This window comes from Acidobacterium capsulatum ATCC 51196 (assembly GCF_000022565.1).
Lineage (GTDB): Bacteria > Acidobacteriota > Terriglobia > Terriglobales > Acidobacteriaceae > Acidobacterium > Acidobacterium capsulatum.
Genome location: NC_012483.1, coordinates 1214623 through 1235842 on the forward strand (window position 1 = coordinate 1214623; position 21220 = coordinate 1235842).

General features: G+C 61.7%; 18 protein-coding genes. 11 read left to right on the plus strand and 7 right to left on the minus strand.

Going from position 1 to position 21220, the window contains the following annotated elements; translation table 11 throughout:
• Positions 1-411: 411 nt before the first annotated feature.
• The 5 genes from ACP_RS05030 to ACP_RS05050 all read right to left on the minus strand — a co-directional run bounded on the left by ACP_RS05030 (position 412) and on the right by ACP_RS05050 (position 4762).
• Positions 412-675 (minus strand): glutaredoxin family protein, encoded by a 264-nt coding sequence (locus ACP_RS05030; protein ID WP_015896213.1) that lies wholly within the window; start codon positions 673-675, stop codon positions 412-414.
• A 124-nt stretch (positions 676-799) separates the two neighbouring features.
• A complete protein-coding gene (locus tag ACP_RS05035) occupies positions 800-1390 on the minus strand; it encodes a papain-like cysteine protease family protein (protein ID WP_169305918.1) in 591 nt (196 codons plus the stop codon).
• Between the two features lie 341 nt (positions 1391-1731).
• A protein-coding gene (prfB, locus tag ACP_RS05040) for a peptide chain release factor 2 (RefSeq protein WP_148215040.1) occupies positions 1732-2887 on the minus strand; the annotation gives its coding sequence in 2 pieces (ribosomal slippage) (positions 1732-2817 and positions 2819-2887; 1155 coding nt in all).
• Between the two features lie 83 nt (positions 2888-2970).
• Entirely contained in the window at positions 2971-3810 is an 840-nt protein-coding gene (locus ACP_RS05045; RefSeq protein WP_015896215.1) for a YihY/virulence factor BrkB family protein, read from the minus strand.
• Positions 3811-3904: 94 nt separating this feature from the next.
• Complete coding sequence (locus tag ACP_RS05050) at positions 3905-4762, minus strand: TerC/Alx family metal homeostasis membrane protein (protein ID WP_015896216.1); 858 nt, start codon at positions 4760-4762, stop codon at positions 3905-3907.
• A 199-nt stretch (positions 4763-4961) separates the two neighbouring features.
• Between ACP_RS05050 and ACP_RS05055 the strand changes: the two genes are divergently transcribed.
• From ACP_RS05055 to ACP_RS05075, 5 genes are all read left to right on the plus strand, one after another.
• Complete coding sequence (locus ACP_RS05055) at positions 4962-6281, plus strand: BON domain-containing protein (protein ID WP_169305919.1); 1320 nt, start codon at positions 4962-4964, stop codon at positions 6279-6281.
• 242 nt (positions 6282-6523) lie between these two features.
• A complete protein-coding gene (locus ACP_RS05060; RefSeq protein WP_015896218.1) occupies positions 6524-7396 on the plus strand; it encodes a metallophosphoesterase in 873 nt (290 codons plus the stop codon).
• Between the two features lie 155 nt (positions 7397-7551).
• Positions 7552-9534 carry a peptidylprolyl isomerase gene (locus ACP_RS05065; protein ID WP_015896219.1) on the plus strand — a complete coding sequence of 661 codons (1983 nt, stop codon included), beginning with the start codon at positions 7552-7554 and terminating at the stop codon, positions 9532-9534.
• 79 nt (positions 9535-9613) lie between these two features.
• Positions 9614-11179 carry a 4-alpha-glucanotransferase gene (gene malQ / locus ACP_RS05070; RefSeq protein ID WP_238525657.1) on the plus strand — a complete coding sequence of 522 codons (1566 nt, stop codon included), beginning with the start codon at positions 9614-9616 and terminating at the stop codon, positions 11177-11179.
• A gap of 2 nt (positions 11180-11181) precedes the next feature.
• Positions 11182-11475: a DUF503 domain-containing protein gene (locus tag ACP_RS05075; protein ID WP_015896221.1), complete on the plus strand. Its 294-nt coding sequence runs from the start codon at positions 11182-11184 to the stop codon at positions 11473-11475.
• 245 nt (positions 11476-11720) lie between these two features.
• On the opposite strand, the gene ACP_RS05080 is transcribed toward ACP_RS05075, so the two are convergent.
• The gene (locus ACP_RS05080) at positions 11721-12572 is read right to left on the minus strand and encodes a class I SAM-dependent methyltransferase (RefSeq protein WP_015896223.1); all 852 of its coding nucleotides are present in this window, start codon (positions 12570-12572) and stop codon (positions 11721-11723) included.
• Positions 12573-12736: 164 nt separating this feature from the next.
• Here ACP_RS05080 and rbfA point away from each other — a divergent pair, with 164 nt between their 5' ends.
• The 6 genes from rbfA (at position 12737) to ACP_RS05110 (ending at position 18149) form a co-directional block, all read left to right on the plus strand.
• Entirely contained in the window at positions 12737-13108 is a 372-nt protein-coding gene (gene rbfA / locus ACP_RS05085; protein WP_015896224.1) for a 30S ribosome-binding factor RbfA, read from the plus strand.
• 7 nt (positions 13109-13115) lie between these two features.
• Positions 13116-14132 (plus strand): DHH family phosphoesterase, encoded by a 1017-nt coding sequence (locus ACP_RS05090; protein ID WP_015896225.1) that lies wholly within the window; start codon positions 13116-13118, stop codon positions 14130-14132.
• Positions 14133-14194: 62 nt separating this feature from the next.
• On the plus strand, positions 14195-15970 hold the full coding sequence (locus ACP_RS05095) for an ArnT family glycosyltransferase (RefSeq protein WP_015896226.1): 1776 nt from the start codon (positions 14195-14197) through the stop codon (positions 15968-15970).
• 102 nt (positions 15971-16072) lie between these two features.
• Positions 16073-17083 carry a GNAT family N-acetyltransferase gene (locus ACP_RS05100; RefSeq protein WP_015896227.1) on the plus strand — a complete coding sequence of 337 codons (1011 nt, stop codon included), beginning with the start codon at positions 16073-16075 and terminating at the stop codon, positions 17081-17083.
• 157 nt (positions 17084-17240) lie between these two features.
• Entirely contained in the window at positions 17241-17636 is a 396-nt protein-coding gene (locus ACP_RS05105; RefSeq protein WP_083770517.1) for a YtxH domain-containing protein, read from the plus strand.
• Positions 17637-17639: 3 nt separating this feature from the next.
• Positions 17640-18149 (plus strand): hypothetical protein, encoded by a 510-nt coding sequence (locus ACP_RS05110; protein ID WP_015896229.1) that lies wholly within the window; start codon positions 17640-17642, stop codon positions 18147-18149.
• A gap of 69 nt (positions 18150-18218) precedes the next feature.
• On the opposite strand, the gene ACP_RS05115 is transcribed toward ACP_RS05110, so the two are convergent.
• Positions 18219-20450, minus strand: a complete 2232-nt coding sequence (locus ACP_RS05115) for a glycoside hydrolase family 3 C-terminal domain-containing protein (protein WP_238525658.1) — start codon at positions 20448-20450, stop codon at positions 18219-18221.
• Positions 20451-21220 lie beyond the last annotated feature (770 nt).

Sequence of the window (21220 nt, forward strand, 5' to 3'; positions counted from 1 at the left end):
CGCAAGCTGATTCTGCCTGCGTTCGCCGTCCTACTCCTGACTCCATGATACCGGGATGGGGGATAATTCCCGGCAAGCTTGACCGCTAAAGGCTTTGTTTCCAGCATTTTGCAGGTCCCCCGCTATTCTGGAATCGGGGAATGAGATCGAATCGCGCAACAAGCGCGAGATTCCGGAGAAATGTGAATCGGAATTCGCATTTCTTGACCCTTATAAATCAATGACTTGCAGAAATGCCGGCTACCCCGGAGAAAAAACTCCGCAGACGTGAATCCGCATTCACATTTTCTGCGCGGGGCTTGAACTGGTCTCATAAATGGTTGACGCCTGATTGCGGAAAGTGTGAGACCCGCCGCCGAAGCGGGGCTCATGCTGCCGGCCGGAGCCTGGAATCTATATATGAGACCAGTTCTAGGCCTCTTCCTGCACCAGACCGAGGCGCAGGCTCATTTCCTCGTAGAGAAAGCCGCGTCCCGGGCGGTAGGGCTGCACCCATTCGCCATCGATGACGAACTGGGGAATCGCCCGCTTGCCCACGTGGCGCAACACTTCCTCGGCGGCGCCGGGGGCCTCTTCAATATCGATCTCGGTGAAAGGGATGCGGTGCTGCTCCAGGAAGCGTTTGGCTTCCCGGCAGTCCCGGCACCAGCTCGCGGAGTAGAGAACCAGCTTCATGACCGATGATGATAAACACGCAAGGGTATGATTTGCCAGTCTGGAACCAGCGGGAGCGGATTGCGGGTGCGAGATAAAACCCACATCTCTGCGAGATGTGGGGCACCCATGACCGGAACTCGTCCTAAGAACATCGAATGCGGGCTGCGAACTGAATGTTGTACCACTCCTGCGGTGAAAGCACTCTTCTACCGCCATTCGCAGGCCAAGGATCGCGCACTGTGGCTGCAACGACTTGCCACTGGCCAGTTGCCAGATCAATGTTTGAAGTAAGAGCCGTCAGCACCGTCGCGTGGCCGAGAGCCCCCACAATCAAGGGGTGATTTTGTTGTAAATCCTGCACCGCGGTTGCGACATTGACGGTTACCATGTCGCCGGAAGAATGGAAGCGCGTTCCAGCATCATCGGTCCAGCCCTTATTGAGATCGCGAAGGATATCGTCATTTTGTGCGGGCATGTTCTGAATACTGCCCCATGTTTCTGAAACAATTCTCGTCTGCTCTATGGGATGACCGTAATAGGCGAAAACCATACTGATGCTCGCCGCCCAGCACCATTCATCCATCTGCTGATATGCCTGCCTGAAGGCGAAGGATGGAATCCCGGCGACGCACTGCCGCACCTGGTGCATCTGCCATCCGAACGGAGTTGCTACCGGCGTCATCGTAATGGGACCGCAGGTTTGAGCTGCTCGAAGAAATGGTGCAGCAGCCATGCCAGATGCTAGAGAAACTCCCGTTCGTATGAAATCCCGTCTTTTCATGACAGCCTCTGAGAATGCTGACTATATGGGATAGAACATATTGAGAAGAGCAACTGAAACAAACTCGAACAACGGCCAAGCACTACAAGGTGGTTATGGGCGTGCTGACCGATCCTTCTAGCTTGCAGACGCGTTAACCGATCATTCTGCATTTGTCATCCGGATAAGGAACGATAGCTCTGATTGCGGAAAATAAAAAGCTCTCTGGCTTGGGCAGAGAGCTTTGAAGTCTGTTTGTGCAGTATCTATTACTGAGTTTCATAAAAAGGGTGGCGCGGGATGTTATCCGGACGCTACTCCAGATCGTCGTCGGGGGTGACCGAGGCGGGGATGCCGCCGTTGCGGCGCATGGTCAGGTAGCCGCGAATGAAGGGGTCGAGGTAGCCGTCGAGGACGCGGTCTACGTCGCCGACTTCGACCTTGGTGCGGTGGTCCTTGGCGATGCGGTAGGGCTGCAGGACGTAGCTACGGATTTGAGACCCGAAGTTGATGTCGAGCTTGGAGTCTTCGAGCTTCTTGGTCTCGGCCTGCTTCTTCGCCAGTTCGTATTCGTAGAGGCGCGAGCGCAGCATCTTCATCGCCTTTTCGCGGTTCTTGTGCTGGGAGCGCTCGTTCTGGCACTGCACGACGATGCCGGTGGGGATGTGGGTGATGCGCACGGCCGAGTCAGTGGTGTTGACGTGCTGGCCGCCCTTGCCGCCGGAGCGGTAGGTGTCGGTACGGAGCTCGTCGGGCTTGATGTCGATCTGGATGGAGTCGTCGATCTCTGGCGAGACGAAGACCGACGCGAACGAGGTGTGGCGGCGCTTGGCCTGATCAAAGGGCGAGATGCGCACGAGGCGGTGGACGCCGGTTTCGCCGGAGAGCTGGCCGAAGGCGTAGTCGCCGATGATGGTGAAGGTCGCGGACTTGATGCCAGCCTCTTCGCCATCCTGATAATCGTTCATTTCGGTTTTGAAGCCCTGCTGCTCGGCCCAGCGCAGGTACATGCGCATGAGCATCTCGGCCCAGTCCTGCGACTCGGTACCGCCGGCGCCGGGGTGAACGGTGACGATGGCGTTGAGCGCGTCGGTTTCGCCGGAGAGCATGGTGCGCGATTCGAGCTTCTCGACGTATTCGCCGAGGGCGGAGATTTCGCGCGAGAGATCGGCTTCGAGATTCGCGTCAGCCTCGCCGGCAGCTTCGCTCTCGCGGGCCAGTTCGAAATAGGCGTCAATGTCGCCGGAGCGGCGCGCGAGTTCGGTGTCGTAGGCGAGCTGCTCCTCAATGCGCTTGCGGTCGCGCATGAGGGGCTGCGAGAGCTGGGGGTTGGACCAGAGAGCGGGGTCGGCGAGCTTTGTTTCTATGGCAGCGAGTTCAGAGCGAAGGCGGGCGGGGTCAAAGATACTCCCGCAGGTCGCGGACCTGATCGCGGACGGGCGCGTAGGCGAATTCAAGATCGTTCAGCACGATTGGGGACCTGACTTTTTCTTTTCAGTGTATCGGAAAGCCGGAACTGCAGACAGGGCGAGCGGGATAGAGGAGCAGAAGCTTCAGGGCTGGTCGCCGCGTGTGAGCAGCGAGTCGATTTCCCAGCCGGTGAGCACGGCGATGCCAGCCAGATACATCCAGACCATGAGGATGATGATGGCGGCGAGGCTGCCGTACATGGCGCTGTAGCTGCTGAAGTGGCCGACGTAGAAGCGGAAGCCGATGGAGATGAGCGCGACCATGACGGCGGCAAAGATGTTGCCGGGCGAGAGGAATCGGAAGCGAATCCGGGCATCGGGGCCGAAGCGGTAAGCGACGGCGAAGGCCAGCAGGGTGGCGGCGGCGAGAACGATCCAGCGGAGCGTGGCAAAGAAGCCGAGCAGCAGCCAGTTGCGGCCGAGCATGGTGGCCAGCCAGTCCTGCAGCGCGCCGAGACCGATGACGAGCGAGAGCGAGAGGATGGTGACGAGATAGAAGAAGAGCATGAGCAGGATGGCGGTGCCGCGGGACTTCCAGAACGGGCGGCGGTCGGTGACATCGCAGATGAGGTTGAGCTGCTCCATGAGCGAGAAGACGCCGGAGGAGGCTGACCAGAGGGTGAAGATGACGCTGAAGACGAGCAGCGCGTTCCGTTTGTGTTCGCTGAGGTAATCGATGGTGCCGTCAAAGAGGCGCGCGGCCTGGGCGGGGAGCACCTGATGCAGAAGCTGGAGGATAGCCTGCTGCAGGTGCGGTATGGAGAGAAAAGGCAGCAGAGCAAGGATGAGGATCATGGCCGGGAAGACGGCCAGGACAGAGAAGAAGGCCAGCACGGCGGCGCCATCGAGGATGCGATCGTCATTGAATTCGCGCCAGAGGCTGCGAGCGAATTTGCGGGATCGCCAGCTCAGCAGGATGTGCATGCGGTGCCCTTTCTCAAAGATGGGAATGAATGCACTCGTTGAGATGCGGGAGAGTCTGGTGCGCGGAAGGTTCCTGTTTGACCGGACGGAAGGCTCAGGGCCGCGATGGCTGACGCAAGCTGAGCGCGGAAAAGAGCGCGAGAATGCCGAGGATGATGCCGAGAGAGGCGAGCGTGGGGATGGCGATCCAATGGGCGGCGATCATTTTGAAGGCGACGAAAGCAAGGATGAGTCCGAGGCCGTAATGGAGCAGGCGGAAGCGATCGAGCAGGCCGGAAAGTGCGAAGTAGAGCGAACGGAGGCCGAGGATGGCGAAGACGTTGGAGGTCCAGGCGATCATGGGCGAGCGGGTGACGGCGAGGACGGCGGGGATGGAGTCGAGCGCGAAGACGAGGTCAGTGAGTTCGACGGCGAGAATGACGATGAGCAGCGAGGAGAGCGCGAGGCGATGATCGCCTGTGAAGCGCAGGCCGCGGCGGCTGAGCCAGCGGGCGATGCCGGAGGGCTGCTGCTTTTTGCGGTGCGGGCGCAGGAGGCGCAGGGCGGCGATGAGGAGGATGGCTCCGAACAGGTATTGGACCCAGGCGAAGCGCTCGAGCAGGCGCAAGCCGACGACGATGAAGAGGGCGCGGAGCAGGATGGCTCCGAGAATGCCCCAGAGCAGCACGCGATGCTGCTGCTGCGTGGTGAGTTGGAGGGAGCGGAAGAGCAGCAGGAAGACGAAGAGATTGTCGACGCTGAGCGAGAACTCGATGAGGTAGCCGGAGGCGAACTCGAAGCCGGCATCACGGCCGGAGTGCAGGCCGAGATAAACGGCGTAGGAGGCGGCGAGCAGCGCGAGCAGGATGGTCCAGAGAATGGCGATGCGGACGGGAGAGCCCTGGCGAAGGCGCGGGAGGACGGCGATGTCCACGAGCAGAAGGCTGGCGACGATGACGGCGAACAGGATCACGAGCTTGCTTTACCTTCGCATGGGGAGAGCCGGAATGTCATCGGGAGAATGGCCCTTCGCCGCCAGCCACGCAAGAGATCGGCGGGGGATGCTGCATCCCGCGGGAACAACTTTTCGTCTATAGAAGTGTTGATGAAAGCAGCGCCTGGGCGGGAAGTGTGCCCTGATATTGCCGGGCGCAGAGGTTGGATCGATGCGGATGGCGAAGACACTCCAGAATCATGACTGGTTGCGGCGGAGCGCGACGGCGGCGCTCGCGGTTGCGCTGGCGTTTGCGGCCGGGCAGAGCGCCCTGGCGCAGAGCAGCGGAGACTTGCAAGCGCAGGTGACGAGCCGGCTGCAGCAGGACGCTGCGCTGAGCGGTGCGCGCATCACGGCGACGGTGAGCGGCGGGCAGATCACGCTGAATGGTTCCGTGCTGAACGAGAAGCAGTGGCAGGAGGCCGAAACGGCGACGGCGAATACGCCGGGCGTGCGGACGATCGAGAACAACCTGGTGATCACCGGGCCAGCCAATGCGGGCGCGCAGACAGGATGGGCTCCACCGGCGCCGGATATGGATGGGCAGGGTCAGGCCGGGCAGGCTGAGACGGGGCAGGCTGGGCCAGGCGGCGCAGTGGATGCTACGGCGGTGAGCAATGGGCAGGTGCCGCCTCCGCCTCCCCCGGACAGCATGGACAGCCAGACGGCGGCCCCGACGCAGGCGGCGAATGGCGATTCGTATGGGGCGCAGGGCTATGGATATGGTGCGCAGAATGACCAGCCGCAGCGGCCGGGCCGGGGCGAGTACATTCCTCCGGAGCAGCCGGTGAGCGGGCCGGTGACGGTGCCGGCGAATACGGTATTGCAGATTCGTACGGTAGAACCGCTGGACTCGGCGCAGCTTTTGCAGGGGCAGATCTTTGATGCGACCGCGGCGAATGATGTGTATGTGGGGAATGTGCTGGCGATTCCGCGCGGCGCGCAGATGGAGGGCAAGGTGGTGCGGCTGAAGAAGGCCGGGCCGCTGGGCGGCAACACACTGCTGGCGCTGAAGCTGACCGGGCTGAATATGGGCGGGCAGTTTTACCCGCTGGACACCGACATGTGGTGGAACCGGGGACCGAACAAGGCCGGATACACCGCGGGAAACACGATCGCGGGCAGCGCCTTTGGCGCGGTGCTGGGCGGCTTGATTGGCGGCGGCACGGGCGCGGCGATTGGCGCGGGAGCCGGAGCCGTGGGCGGCATGGGTGCCTCGGCGGCAACGAACGGGCCGCATGTGATTTTGCCCTCGGAGACGGTGCTGGCCTTTCACCTGGCGCGGCCGGTGACGGTGCAGCCGGTGTCATGGCAGGAGGCGCAGCGGCTGGCGGCGAGCACGCCGAGGTTGCAGCAACGGCCGGTGTACCGGCGGCCTTATGCGCAGCCGTATCTGTACCCTTACCCCAATGCTTATGCCTACCCGTATCCCTACGCCTATCCGCCGCCGTATTACGGCCCGTCGGGCGTGTATCTGGGCTGGGGTTGGGGTTGGTAAGTCCACGCAGACCAGAAGCTAGAATCACAAGAGCCAGAGTTCACTCTGGCCTCGGATTGCTGGCAAAGCAGAAAAGCATCCCTCAGGGCCTGAAGGCCGATTGATTTTGCTGCTCTTACGGCAGGGCTGAAGGCCTGCCCCTTCACAACCGCGGGTTTGTCACCCCGATCAGGCCAGAGCGAACTCTGGCCTTTTGTTTTTGTGCAGCGGGCCCTTGGCAATCGCTGTTTTAGGATGGAGAGATGGGAGATTCCATCTCGCCGCAGGGTTTTTCACATAAGTGGAGCCGCCGGCAATTTCTGGGTATCGGCGCCGGAACGCTTGGGGCGGCGGTGCTTTATCCGACCGAGATCAGCCGCCACGAGCTGACCGTGGAGAAGCACGAGATCTTTTTGAAGCGGCTGCCGGATGCCTTTCGCGGCATGCGGATTGTGCAGATCTCTGACATTCACTTTGAAGAGTTTGATGAAGCGTGGTTTGTGCGCCACGTGGTGGACAAGGTCAACGAACTGAAGCCCGACATGGTGCTGATGACGGGTGACTTTGTGAGCTACGGGCCGTTTTCGCTGAAATATGGGCAAGAGCGCGCCAATCCTTGCGCGGAGGTGCTTTCGCACCTGGAGTGCCCGTTGCGATATGCCTCGCTGGGGAACCACGATGCGATTGTGGGCAATGCGATTGTTTCAGGCGCGCTGGAGAGCCACGGGATTCACGTGTTGCTGAACCGCTCCGTGCCAATTGAGCGGCAGGGCCGGAGGATGTGGCTGGCGGGAACAGGCAGTGCGTGCGTAAGAGAATGCCATCCGGACACGGCGTTGCCGAAGGCGTCGATTCGCGACCAGGAGACGGTTCTGCTGATGGCCCATGAGCCGGATGTGCTGCCCGAAATGGCGCGGCACGGCGTGGACATGATGTTTTCCGGGCACACGCATGGGGGGCAGATCCGGTTTCCGTTTTTGCCCGCGATGGCCCTGCCGCCTTATGGGAAGAAGTATGTGGAAGGGCTGTTTCGCATCGGCGAGACGCAGCTTTATGTGAATCGCGGACTGGGCGCGGTGCTGATTCCGGCGCGGTTGAACTGCCCGCCCGAGATTACGCAATTCACGCTGATTTAGACGCTGGCGGAGGGATGCCGGGACGAGGCCGCATGGAGTGCGCGCGCGCCTGTATACTGGAAGCGCTCCTGCCAAATCAGGAAGTTCCCTGCCCCTGAGCCGCTTCGGATGTGCCTCAGGCGAGGGGTCTGACTACTAAGGGTTTTTAGCCACTCATGATTCGTTTTCTTCAGAAAGACAATCGGTTCGTCAAAGCCGTCTTCTTCATCATCATCTCGGTGGCCTGCGTCACGATGGTGATCACACTGGTTCCGGGCATTTTTGACACGCAGAGCTCATCAGGCAACGTGTACGCGACGATCGGCTATGGCGGCCCGCTGGGGCGGTTTATGCCGGCGCAGGACACGATCACCATGACCGAGGTGCAGCAGACGGCGGCGCGCATGATGCAGCAGCAGGGCCTGCCGGACTCGATGATGTCGTTTGTGATTCCGCAGGTGGGCCAGGGGCTGATTCAGCAGCATGTGGAGATGATGGAAGCCCACAAGCTGGGTCTGCACGCCAATGATGAGGATGTGCGCCACTTTCTGCATACGGGCATGTGGGGCCAGGTGCTGTTTCCGAACGGCAAGTACATTGGCGACCAGGCGTATGCCGAGCTGATTTCAGAGCACTTCAACATGACTCGCGAGAAGTTTGAGTCAGAGGTGAAGAATGCGATTGTGGAAGACCGGCTGCGCAGCCTGGTGAGTGGCGCGGTGACTGTTTCGCCCGAGCAGGTGAAGCAGTATTACCTGCAGCAGGGACTGAAGATCAACTTCCAGTACGCGGTGCTGGATTCGAACGCGCTGCGGCAGACGATCAATCCCACGGACGCGCAACTGCAGACGTATTTCAAGCAGAATGCGGGCCGCTATGCGAAGGCGATTCCCGAGACGCGGTCGATTCAGTACATCGCGTTCCAGGATTCGCAGATTCCGGGCGGCGCGCCGCAGGTGACCGACGCGGAGATTCAGCAGTACTACAACGCGCACCAGGACCAGTACAAGGTTCCGGAAGAAGTGAAGGTGCGCCACATCCTGATCCAGGTTCCGCAGGGCGCTCCGGCGGCAACGGTGGCCGCGGCCAAGACGAAGGCGCAGAGCGTGCTGGATCAACTGAAGCAGGCTAACGGCAAGAACTTTGCCGAGCTGGCGAAGAAGTACTCCGACGACCCTGGCAGCAAGGACCAGGGCGGCGAGCTGGGCTGGGTGAAGCAGGGCATGACGGTGCCGGCGTTTGACCATGCGATCTTCACAATGCCGGTGGGCCAGATCTCTGATCTGGTGCGCACGCAGTATGGCTTCCACATCATCCAGGTGGAAGACAAGCACACGGCGCATACCGAGGCGCTGAGCGATGTGCGCGCGCAGATTCTCTCGACGCTGACGCAGCAGAAGGAAAATGACGCGGCGGCGAGCTATGCGCAGCAACTGGCGAAGGAAGCAGCGGCCAACGGCCTGCAGAAGACGGCAGCGGCGCATCACCTCTCAGTGACCACCTCGGACTCGGTGCAGCAGGGCGCGAATCTGCCGAACCTGAGCGACAGCTCGAAGCTGGTGACGGCGGCGTTTCAGGCCAAGCAGGGCGCGGCTCCGCAGGTTGCGAGCACCGGCGACGGGTTTGCGGTCTTCCAGGTGAGCAACATCACCGCGGCGCATGCGCCGACGTTTGACGCCTACAAGACGCAGATTCTGTCGGACTATCGCGACGATCAACTGCCGGCACTGCTGGCGCGCAAGACCAATGAACTGGCCGAGCGGGCGAAGAACCTGAACGACCTGAGCAAGGCTGCGAAGCTGATGAACGCGACGGTGATGACCAGCGGGCTGGTGGGCCGCACGGACCAGGTGCCGGAGGTCGGCGAGCTGGAGCAGGTGGCTCCGTCACTCTTCACGCTGCAGCCGGGCCAGATCAGCAAGGCGATCAACACGGGCCGCAGTGGCGTGGTGGCCCAGATCACGGCGCGGCAGGAACCGGATGCAGCCGAGATTGCGGCGCACTCCGAGCAGACGCGTGAGCAGCTTCTGGATCAGCAGCGGAACCAGATGTTTGAGGTGTTTCTGTCAAACCTTCTCGAGAAGTATCAGAAGGAAGGGCGGATTCGCATCAACGCCAAGGCAACGCCGCTGCCGGCAGGCGGCGATAGCGGCGAGTAAGCCGCGAACTCGATTCCTCACCAAAAGGCCCGTGATTGCACGGGCCTTTTGCTTTTCCGGCGCATCTACTCGAAGATCAGTGGAGGAATTTCTCGACATGGCCATGGACCGCTCATCTGGACTCTTGCTGCACGTGACTTCCCTGCCCTCGCACGGCGGAATTGGCGATCTGGGCCCGGCGGCCTATGCCTTTGCCGATTTTCTGGCGGCGGCCAAACAGCAGTGGTGGCAGGTGCTGCCGCTGGGGCCGACGGGCTATGGGAATTCGCCGTATGCGGGGTTGTCGGCGTTTGCGGGCAATCCGCTGCTGGTTTCGCTGGAGTTTCTGGCGGAGTGGGGCTGGATGGACCGGGAACGGCTGGGCGAGTTGCCGGGGCATGACGGGCATGTGGACTTTGAAGCGGTGAGCGCGCGGAAGCTGCCGCTGCTCGAGGAGGCGGCGCGGAACTTTCTGGCGCGGCGGGCCAGCCATGAGGAGCAAGGCGAGCAGTGGGAACGGTTTGAGCGGTTTCGCGCGGCAAACTCAGGCTGGCTGCCGGACTGGGTGCTCTACAGCGTGCTGCGGCGGAAGTTTGGCTATGCCTGCTGGAATGAGTGGCCCGAGGCCGTGGCGCGGCGGGAGCCGGAGGCGCTGGAAGCCGCGCGAAAGGAGCTGGCGGCGGAGATTGCCGTCGCGGAGGCGATTCAGTTTGCCTTTGATGAGCAATGGACGCGGCTGCGGGAGTATTGCGCGGAGCGCGGCATCCGTTTTCTGGGCGACATTGCGATTTTTGTGAACTTCGACAGCGCGGATGTGTGGGCGTATCCGGAGATTTTTGATCTGGATGAGAAGCTGTCGCCGGTGCGGGTGGCGGGTGTGCCGCCGGACTACTTCTCGGCGACGGGACAGCGCTGGGGCAATCCGCTTTACCGCTGGGATGTGCTGGAACGGCAGGGCTTTGCGTGGTGGGTGGAGCGGGTGCGCCGGGCGCGGGTGCTGTATGACGCGATGCGGCTGGACCACTTCAGAGGATTTGAGGCGTACTGGTCGATTCCGGCCGAGGAAGAGACGGCGGTGAACGGCGAGTGGGTGAAAGCTCCGGGCGACGCGCTGTTTGAGACGCTCGCGCGGGAGCTGGGCGAGTTGCCGTTTCTGGCCGAGGACCTCGGCGTGATTACGCCGGAGGTGGATGCCCTGCGGGAGCGCTTTGGGCTGCCGGGGATGCGGGTGCTGCAGTTTGGATTTTCTGGCCGGGGCGCGCACATGCACCTGCCGCATCGCTATGAGAAGAATTCCGTGGTGTACACGGGGACGCACGACAACGACACGACGCGCGGCTGGTGGGAGCATGGTGCGAGCCGCGAAGAGAAAGCGGCGGTCGAGGTGTATCTGCATCCGGGGCTGGATGCGTCGGAACATGGGGTGGTGTGGGCGATGATTCGCGCGGCGGCGACCTCAGTGGCGGATATTTGTTTGTATCCGGTGCAGGATGTGCTGGAGCTGGGATCAGAAGCGCGCATGAACGTGCCGGCGCGAGCCAAGGGTAACTGGGGCTGGCGCGTGGGCGAAGGTGCCTGGAATGACGACGTGGCGGCAAAGCTCGCCCTGCTGACCGAAGTGACCGACCGGGACCGGCTGCCGGATGAGGATTCGCAGGAGGCGTAACGATGCCGGTCGCTTCGATGACGGTGCAGTTGCGCATGGAGCATAGCCACTCGCTGAAGGACCGCCGCCAGGTGGTTCGCAGCCTGAAGGAAAAGCTGCGGCATGGGTTCAATATTTCCGTCGCGGAGATGGATGAAGCTGTGACGTGGCAGTCGGCCACGATTGGCATTGCCGCGGTTTCGGGTTCGCGGGATTATCTCTCGGGGCTGATGCGCGAGGTGGAAGACGCGGCGCAGCGGATTGCGGCGGACCTGGGGGCGGAGGTGAGCGACGCCTGGTGGGAATTGGTGGATTAGATTCGGGGCGGTTGATCCGCATTTCTTTTGGGATGAGAGTCGCGGAGATGAGTACCCCACTCCAGCCAACAGCGGCTTGAATGGGACACCGGGCTGAAGGGGAATTTCCCTCAGGGGCTAAAGCCCGCTTCTTTCTGTAGGCTTAGCGGCACGGCTGAAGCCGTGCCCTGATACAGGAAGCCTTCACACTCCTGCCAGCTCAGCGGCACCGCACTGGAGCCGTGCCCTGATACGGTGCCGGTGGGTCAGACCTGGGCGCAGAGGAGGTGGCCGCCTTTGCCGCGGACCTCGAATCCGTCTGCCCGGTTTTGGAAGTACCGGGCGTTGGTGGCTGGGGGATCAAGATCTTCGATGCCGGTGAAGCCCATGGCGCGCAGTTCCTGGGCGAGTTCCTCTGGGACATAAGAGGACAGGAATGGCTCTCCAATGGCTGCGACGCGCGCGGCGAGCGCCTCGACAGCCTGCCGCTCCTGCTCGCCAAGCAGATGGCGCGGTATGGAGTAGTCAAAGACAACGGCGCTGCCCGCAGGCAGCGAGGCGATGAAGCGCAGTGTGGCGAGGAACGCCTCGCGCGTGAGATAAGGCACCACTCCAAGCCATGAGAAGAAAGCGGGCGCGTCGGTGCGAAAGCCAGCCGCCGCCAGTCCTTCGCCGAGCGTCTGGTGCTCGAAGTCGACGGGAGCGTAGGTGAGGCCAGGCGGGATGGGCAGTCCTGCGTCGGCGACGCGCTGCTGCTTCCATGCCTGCGTGGCGGGGAAATCCACCTCAAAGATGGAGAGGCCGGGAAACGGGCTGCGATAGGCGGAGGTGTCGAGGCCGGCCCCGAGAATGACGTATTGCCGGACGCCGCGCGCCACCGCTTCCGCCAGCTTGTCTTCGGCATAGCGGCTGCGCACGGCCATGCGGAAGCGCATGCTCTGGTGAAAGGGATGGTTCAGATCTTCGGGCGGCGTGGCGCGCACCTCGGCGGCCACCTGCTCGCCCAGGATGGTGAGGGCAAAGGGGTCTTCAAAGACGAGAGGACGATCGAAGAGCTGATGCGCGGCGCGGCGGCAGGCCACTCCGTAGGCGGTTCTGCTGGGCTGCTGGGGCTGCAAATGGTTCTCTCCTCGTCACTTTTTGGGAGCCGGAGAACCGGCGAGCGGCCAAAGCGCCTGCCAGTGCTGCCAAATCCATTTTCTACAGGATTCCGAGAACCAATTTGTGCTTGTTTCGGGTGCATCTTCTGTTATTCTTTTTCGTTTAACCGAAGGAAGTTTTTATGCCGGAGCAAAGAGCACGGAAATATCACCAGGATCGCGTAGCCGAGACGCTGCGCGAGGAGATCGGCGCGATGCTCGAGGGCGAGTTGTCAGACCCTCGCATCAGCTTTGCCCATGTGAGCCAGGTGATTCTGAATCCCGGAGGCAAGTCGGCCCAGGTGTGGGTCGCGGTCGATGGCGGGAACGAAGCCGAGGAGCAGACCGTACAGGGATTGATGGCGGCGCGGGGCTACATTCGCCACGAGCTGCTGGAGCGCACGGGCAAGCGCCGCGTGCCGGAGCTGACGTTCCATGTGGACCGTTCAGACCGCATGAAGGCGCGCATTGATGAGTTGCTGGGGAGATCGCAAAAAAAGCGGAGGAACGCCTAGTCAGCGTATGGCATCAGAAGCATTTTTTCGCCAGCAGATCGCAGGAGCAGGTTTTCCGGGAGGCGAGCCGCAGGGGCTGCACGCCGTGCTGGCGGCGCTGCGCGCGGGCGAGCGGTTTCTGGTGAGCGCGCATGCGCGTCCGGATGGCGATGCGATTGGCTCGATGCTTGCCATGGGCATGATTCTGAGCCAGATGGGCAAGCAGGTGGACCTTGTCTCCTGTGACGGGCTGCCGCTGATTTATCACGGGCTGCCGTGCGCGCGGCAGATTCAGCGATGCTCTGACATTCGGGGCGACTATGATGCGGTGATTCTGCTGGAGTGCGACTGCATTGAGCGCTCCCGGCTCAAGGGCATGGGCGACCGCATGCTGATCAACATCGACCACCACCTGAGCGGGCGGCCGTTTGCGGCAGTGAACTGGATTGATCCGAAAGCGTGCGCGGTGGCGGAGATGGTGTACCGGCTGGCGCTGGCGGCGCGCGTGAAGATCACGCCGGAGATGGCAACGTGCCTGTATGTAGCGGTGCTGACCGATACGGGCTCCTTTTGCTATGACGGCACGAATGAGCATACCTTTGCGCTGGCCTCGGACCTGGTGCGGCATGGGGCGAAGCCGTCAGCGATTGCGCAGCAGGTGTACTTCTCGAATCCTGCATCAAAGATGATGCTGCTGGGCGCGGCGCTCTCAAACCTGCGGCGCGACGGACGCATGGCGTGGCTGTGGGTGACGCACAGTGACATGCTGCGCACGCAGGCCGCGGAAGAAGACTGCGAAGGCGTGGTGAATTATGCAATCGGCATCGCGGGCATTGAAGCGGCGGTGTTTTTGCGCGAACTGACCAACCGGCGGGTGCGGCTGTCACTGCGCAGCAAAGGCCGCGTGAATGTGGCACGGCTGGCCGAAGAGTTTGGCGGAGGCGGCCATCAGCATGCCGCCGGATGCACGCTGGAGGGTCCATTGCCGGTGGCGACTACGCTGGTGCTTGAGAAACTGCGGAGCGAACTGCAAACGCGAGCCTGATGCGGAAGTGGCTGGAGGCATTCGCTCCGGCAGCCAGCATCTGTTAGCCTGAGACCGAAACCGTGGCTGAAAATAAACCCAGTTCCTCAAGTTTTTCTCCCTGGATTCGTGCGTTCAAGTATGCGCCGAGCCGGCTGACTTCGCGCTACCCGGTAGTTTCGACGGTGGCGGAAGTGGCCACCCTGATTTCACTGACCATCTTCTTTCTTTTCTATGGGCTGGTGCCGCTGTTTGGCGGCGATGGCCTGGGCCTGGTGGGCGCCGATGAGCCGCGCTATGCGCAGGTAGCCCGGGAGATGCTGCAGCGGCACGACTACATTACGCCGTTCCTCTGGGGGCATCCGTGGCTGGAGAAGCCGGCCCTCTACTACTGGCGCGCGATGTTCTCGTTTATCGAATTTGGCGTGCATGACTGGTCAGCGCGACTGCCCTCGGCCAGCTTTGCCTTTACGCTGATTGTGCTGATCTATCTGCACATGCGGCGCTTCCGGCGCGGGGGGCAACTGGATGCGGCGCTGATTACGGTTTGCTGCGCGGGTATTTTGAGTTTTGCGCGCGGCGCCTCGACCGACATGCAGCTCGCCGCGCCCTTCTGCATCGGCATGCTGGGCTGGTATGCATGGTATGAGACAGGCAGCAAGTTCTGGCTGTTTGACCTGTACTTTTTCAACGCGACGGCGACGCTGGCCAAAGGGCCGGTGGCTCCGTTTCTGGCGTTGCTGATTCTGGTGGTGTTTGCAGCGCTGCGCAAGGAATGGTCGGTGCTGCGGCGAACGATCTGGTGGCCGGGCATTGCCCTGTATTTTGCGATTGTGCTGCCGTGGTACATCGCGGTTCAGCGACGAAATCCGACCTTTTTGAAATCGTTTTTTCTGCAGCAGAACCTGGAGCGGTTTGGCTCAAACCTGTACCACCATGAGCAGCCTTTCTGGTACTACGGGCTGGTGATGCTGCTGGCGCTGACGCCGTGGGCGGTGATTGCGGTGACGGCCTTTGCCGATGCGGTGCGCACGTCAGTGAACGAGTGGCGCGCCCGGCGGCGCAAGAATCGCTACGTGGGCCACATGCGCGCGGGCGATGCCTTTCCTGAGTTTCTGGTGATCTGGGCGCTGATTCCGATTGTGTTCTTTTCGCTGTCGCAGTCGAAGCTGCCGGGATATGTGCTGCCTTCTGTTCCGCCGCTGACCATTCTGGCGGGCGATTACCTGAACCGCATTCGCGAACGCGGGCTGAAGCCGTGGCTGCTGATTGCCCATGCCGTTCTGACGGGCCTGCTGATGGCCTTTGTGCTGGTGCTGCCGCTGCACCTCTTGCACCCGAAGCAGCTTCCGCCGGGGCGCGCGCTGATTGCCGGAGGCATGACGGGCTTTGCGGCGGTAATCTTTATCCTCATCATCGTGGCGCAGTACGGGGTGAAGCGGCTGCGGATCGCAACGATGATTCCGATGGTGATTCTGCTGTTCTACATCTTTGGCGTGGGACCAGTCTTCGGGCTGGGGCCGATGCCGAACACGAAGCGGAATATCCAACTGATCGATATGACGTTTTCGGCGCGGCCGCTGGCGCACATCATCGAGCACATTACTCCGCCGGATGAGATGGTGGCCGTATTTGATGTGCGGCGCGACATGGAGTATGGGTTGTCGTTTTACCGCGACAAGAAGGTGTGGAATTATGGCGAGCAGGGCGTGCCGGATGCCGAGCATCTTTTAGTGGTGCGGAACAAGGCGGCGGATATCGACCATCTTCGGAGCATGCTGAAAGGCAGGACATATGAGCCGCTTTTCGAGTATCCTGCACAAAATCTGGTAATTTATCAGGTTTCCGCAAAACACTGAAACTCTGCAGCGCATTTCTTCTGAAGCATTTTCCGCACGATCTGGAAACGCGAGGCAGAAGTGTATCCGCAGGGACGAACCGGGAGGCCGGAGCAGCGAGCGATGACGCAGGCGGTACAGGTCGACATTCTGGATCTGCGCCACTTTTCGGCGTCGAGCCTGAAGCCTCTGCTGGACGTGGAGAACCAGGCGTGGAGCCAACGTCTGCGCTGGAACTACCGGACCTCGATTGACCTGATTCTGCAATACCTGGACTCGCGCGTGCTGCCGGGGTTTGTGGCGGTGGAAGGGACGCGGGTGATCGGCTATGTCTTCTGCGTGTATGAAGACTCGAAGGCCGTGATTGGTGATGTGTTCTCTACGGGCAGCAGCGATGGGCGGCTCCCGGCGCAGGAGATCGAGCGACAACTGCTGGAGCAGTTGATCCAGATGCTGCAGAACTCCCCGGGGACCGAGCGAATTGAGTCGCAGCTTCTGCTGCATCCTTCGGGGCGGCTGGCGCAGGTGTTTCGCGCCCATGATTTTCAGGTGTACCAGCGGGACTTCATGGAGATGAAGCTGACGGCGGCGACGGCTCCGGCGGGGATTACCGTGCCGGTGGGTCTGCGGATGCGCAGCTGGGCGGAGGAGGACTTCACTCCGGCGGCGCACCTGATTTCAGAGGCCTATGCGGGGCATCTGGACAGCCGCATCAATGACCAGTACCAGACGATTCCGGGCTCGCTGCGCTTTTTGCATAACATTGTGCGGTTTCCGGGATGCGGGCTGTTTGACGCGGCGGCTTCACGGGTTCTGGTTTCAGAATCGACGGGCGAGATGGCGGGCGTGCTGCTCTGCTCTCGCGTGCAGGAAAAGATCGGGCATGTGACGCAGGTGTGCATGGCTCCAAGATGGAGGCGGCGCGGTTTGGCGGCCAGCCTGCTGCAGGACTGTGCGCATGATTTGCGCAAGCGGGGTTTTGAGCTGCTCACGCTGACGGTGACACAGGCCAACCACAATGCCGTGCGGCTGTATGAGCGACTGGGCTTCACACGCCTTCACAGCTTTGACGCCGTGCTGTGGGTGCGCGGACTGAGTGCGTATGGCGGGAGCGTGCCGGGCACAGGATTTTGAGCTTCTCGTAGCGCGATGGCTGCGCCCGGCGGCCTCGGTGCAGCGCGAAGCGGCAGGAAGGCATCTACATGAAAGGGCGAGTGAGGGCAATTTGCTCCCCTGCACCGGGTCTGGTAATCTGCTGACGCCCAAACCCTGCAAAAATAAGGAGATAACAATGTCTGATCGAACGAATGGATTCAGTTGGTTCCTCGCGGGTCTTGGCCTTGGCGCGCTGGTGGGAGTGCTATATGCCCCCAAGTCGGGCCGCGAGACGCGGGAAGAGATTTTGAGCAGCGCCCGGGAGGGTTCTGAGTATCTGCGCGACCGCAGCCGTCAGGCCGCCGAGCAGGTTGGCGAGTATGCCGACCGCAGCCGCGCGCGCGTGAACGAGTATGTGGATCGTGGGCGCACGCAGTGGAACAGCTACGTGAACCAGGGCCGCCAGTTTGTGCATGAGCAGACGGACAAGGTGACCGCGGCAGTCGAGGCTGGCAAGCAGGCTTACCAGACGGCGGCTTCCGGCAATGCCGGAGGATTCCACGAGGTGGAAACGCCCGAAGGCCAGGCGTAAACCATGCCCCATGCCCCTCACAGCTGGTACCTGATTACGACAATTGTGATGGTGGTTGCCACCCTGATGCAGGCAGCCGCGATGTGCGCGCTGGCGGCAGTTGCCTTGAAGGCCCGCAAAGAGCTGTTGCAGATGAAGAACCGGATGGACCGCGAGGTCATGCCGTTTGTGAACCAGACAAAGGCCGTGATCGAAGAGGCGACTCCGAAACTGAAGCTGGTGACCGATCATCTGCTGGACATCACGAGCACGACGCGCCTGCAGGTGCGGCACGTGAATGAAACCGTGAACGACGTGGTGGATCGCACGCATGCGCAGGCGAAGCGTGTGGACCAGATTGCCACCGCCACGCTCGACAGCGTGAGCAAGGCGGCCGACTCTGTGCAGCAGGCAGTTGGCCTCTCGGCGCGCCAGATTGTGGCCGTCGTGAGCGGTATCCGCGTGGGCTATGACGTGCTGCGCCGGCGCCGCCGTATGTCGCACTCGGCGGATGACGGCGAGAACTTCATCTAGCTCTCTCTGACAAGAAAGCCCGCATGCTGAAGTGGCATGCGGGCTTTTTGTTTGTGCCGATGACCTTTATTACTCCACGGTGATCTCGGCCTTCTGGCGAATATCCGCGGAGGATGCGCCGATGCGAATCTGCACATGATCGGGCTCGACGCGGAAGGCGTGCGTGTTTTTATCCCAGTAGGCCAGCGCCGAAGCCTTGAGCGGCAGGGTGACAGTGCGGGTTTGCCCCACGGGAATGGAGACGCGATCAAAGCCCTTGAGCGCTTCGAGGGGGCGCGAGACCTTTGAGTCAAGGTGCTTCACATACATCTGGACCACCTCATCGCCGTTGTACTTGCCGGTGTTGGTGACATCGACGCTGACGGTGAGCTGGCCGCCGGCGGGCAGCGTGTGGCTGCTGAGCCGCAGGTTGGAGTACTTGAAGGTGGTGTAACTGAGGCCGAAGCCGAAGGGATAGAGCGGCTTTGACTTGAGATACATGTAGGTGCGGCCGTCGCGGATGTTGTAGTCCATCATGGGCGGAAGCTGGCCGATGGACGCGACCCAGGTCTGGGCGAGGCGGCCGGCGGGATCGTAATCGCCGAAGAGAACATCGGCGAGCGCGGTTCCCTGCTCTTCGCTGTTGTGGGCCATTTCGAGAATGGCGGGGATGTGGGCCTGTGTCCAGTCAGTGGTGTAGGGGAAGCTGGTCTGCAGGACCACGACAGTGTGGGGATTGGCGGCGTAGACGGCCTTGGCGATGGATTCATCGGGCAGATTGAGCGCCGTGCGGTCAAAGGCCTCTTTGCCTTCGCTGGGCAGCGCGCACTTGCCCCATCCGGCATCGCAGGTGGGGTGATTGCCGATGATGACGATGGCCTCGTCAGACTGCTTTGCCAGCGCGGCGGCGGCCTGCAGGTTGGAGCCATCGTTGAAGGTGACCTTCACATCGGGGCCGACGCGCTGGCGGATTCCCTCAACGGGAGTGACGCCGAAGGGCGGCGTGCCACTGTACCAGTCAAGCGCGACGATGTTGGCCCAGGGACCGATGACGGCGATGGAGTGAAGCTTCTTTGCGTCGAGCGGCAGGGCGTGGTTCTGATTCTTGAGCAGCACGATCGACTCGTCGGTGACTTTGCGGTCGAGCGCAATGTGAGAGGGCCAGTCCCACGGATCGCCCTTGGCGGGATTGTCGTTGGTGAGGCCGATCATCGAGTAGGGGCTCATCGAAGAAGGGTCCATGAGGCCGAGACGCAGCACGACGCGATAGACGCCCTTGAGGTCCTGATCGATCTGCTGTTCGGTGAGGAGCTTCTGCTGGAGCGCCTCTTCGACGGGCTGCTGATAACGGTCGAGGAATTGATTGATGCCGGCGTGGACGGCTCCGGCGGCGGCCTCGGGCATGGTCTTGTAGTAGTGGAAGTGAGTGACCATGTTGCTGAGCGCGCCGGCATCGGTGCAGATGATGCCGTTGAAGCCCCATTTTTTCATGACGACGCTTTTGAGCACAGGATTGGCGGTCATGGGAATGCCGTTCCACGCATTGTAGGAAGTCATGAAGGCGTCGGAGTGGCCCTGCTCGATGCCCATGCGGAAAGGCACGGAGTAGTACTCGTAAAAGAGGCGCTTGCCGAAGTTGGAAGAGGAGCCGTCGCGGTTGGCCTCATTGCTGTAGGCATCGAAGTGCTTCATGAGAGCGGCGGTTTCCCAATAACGGGGATTGTTGCCTTGCAGGCCCTTGATCCAGGCGACGGCCAGCGTGCCGACGAGATAGGGGTCTTCGCCGTAGGACTCTTCGGTGCGGCCCCAGCGGGGATCGCGAGAGAGATTGGCGTTGGGCGCGCGCACGATGAGGCCTCCATCGTGATATTTGTTGACGGCCCAGCGGGTCTCATATGCCTCGACGTTGGCGGCTTTCTGCAGCAGCGCGGGGTCCCAGGTCTGGCCGAGGCCGTGATTTTGCGGGAACTGTGTGGTGGGCACAACGGCGCGTCCGCGGCCCTCCCAATGCGCGGGGCCGCCGATGGCCGCGCCGTGCAGTCCTTCTTCAGTGAGCGCGCCAGGAATGCCGAGGCGCGGCACGCCGGGATCGTCGCCGAGGGCCTGAATCTTTTCCTGCAGGGTCATGCGCGAGAGCAGGTCATCGATGCGCTGATCGGGCGAGAGTGCTGGATTCTGGAATGGATATTGATACTTGGCTCCTGAGGGAGCGGGCGCGGGAGGATGCGGCGCAAGATGCGGATTGTAAACCGGCATCTGCGCGGTAGCGGCAACAGCCGTGGACGCGAGCGACAGAGCAAGCAAAGGCAGGCGGAGGCGCAAATTGGAACTCCTTTTGTTACGGAATGGAACTGGATGGCCGGGATGGGACTAGGGGCCAGAATGCATCCAGAAAATCGATTGAGTGGATGGTACTACAGCGGAGTCAGGGTTGGCTTGGGGAGGCGGCAGGGCTTTCGGCATGGCTGAAGCCATGCCCTGATACAGGAGGTACGGGCAGTGTAAGAAATGCAGCTCCCTCCGCTGCCCACTCCACGAACGAAGACCTGTTCGTGGGGGCCCGGTTCACTTCGTTCGGTCGGGATGACAAGAAGTGAGAGCGCCCGGTCGATTTGGCCGGGACGATAAGAGGGCGGGCATGGTGGGAGAAACTCCGGGCGATGTTTGGCGACCGTAAGATCGCCGGGATTCTTCGCTCCGCTCAGAATGACGCCTTCTGCATTGTGTGCTTTCCCTCAGGGGCTAACGCCCCTTCTTTTGTGGGCGGCTGGCGGCATGGCTGAAGCCATGCCCTGATACAGGAAGTACGGTGGAGGATCGCGGGGCGGGCGAGAGCAGTGACAACCCTACTCAAGCCAACGACGGGCTTCGATGGAGCACCGGCTGAAATTGTGATTCTGATTCCGCAGCTCCCGGGTCCGAACAGACGGACCCGGGGCACCCGTGTTTTCTTGAGTTCGCGGGTAAGAGCAGACGGACCCGGGGCACCCGTGTTCCTTTGGATTTCGGGGGAAGCACACACGGATCGGGGCACCCCAGTTTTCTTGAGTTCGCGGGTAAGAGCAGACACGCGCGGAGCACCTGAAGAGCGG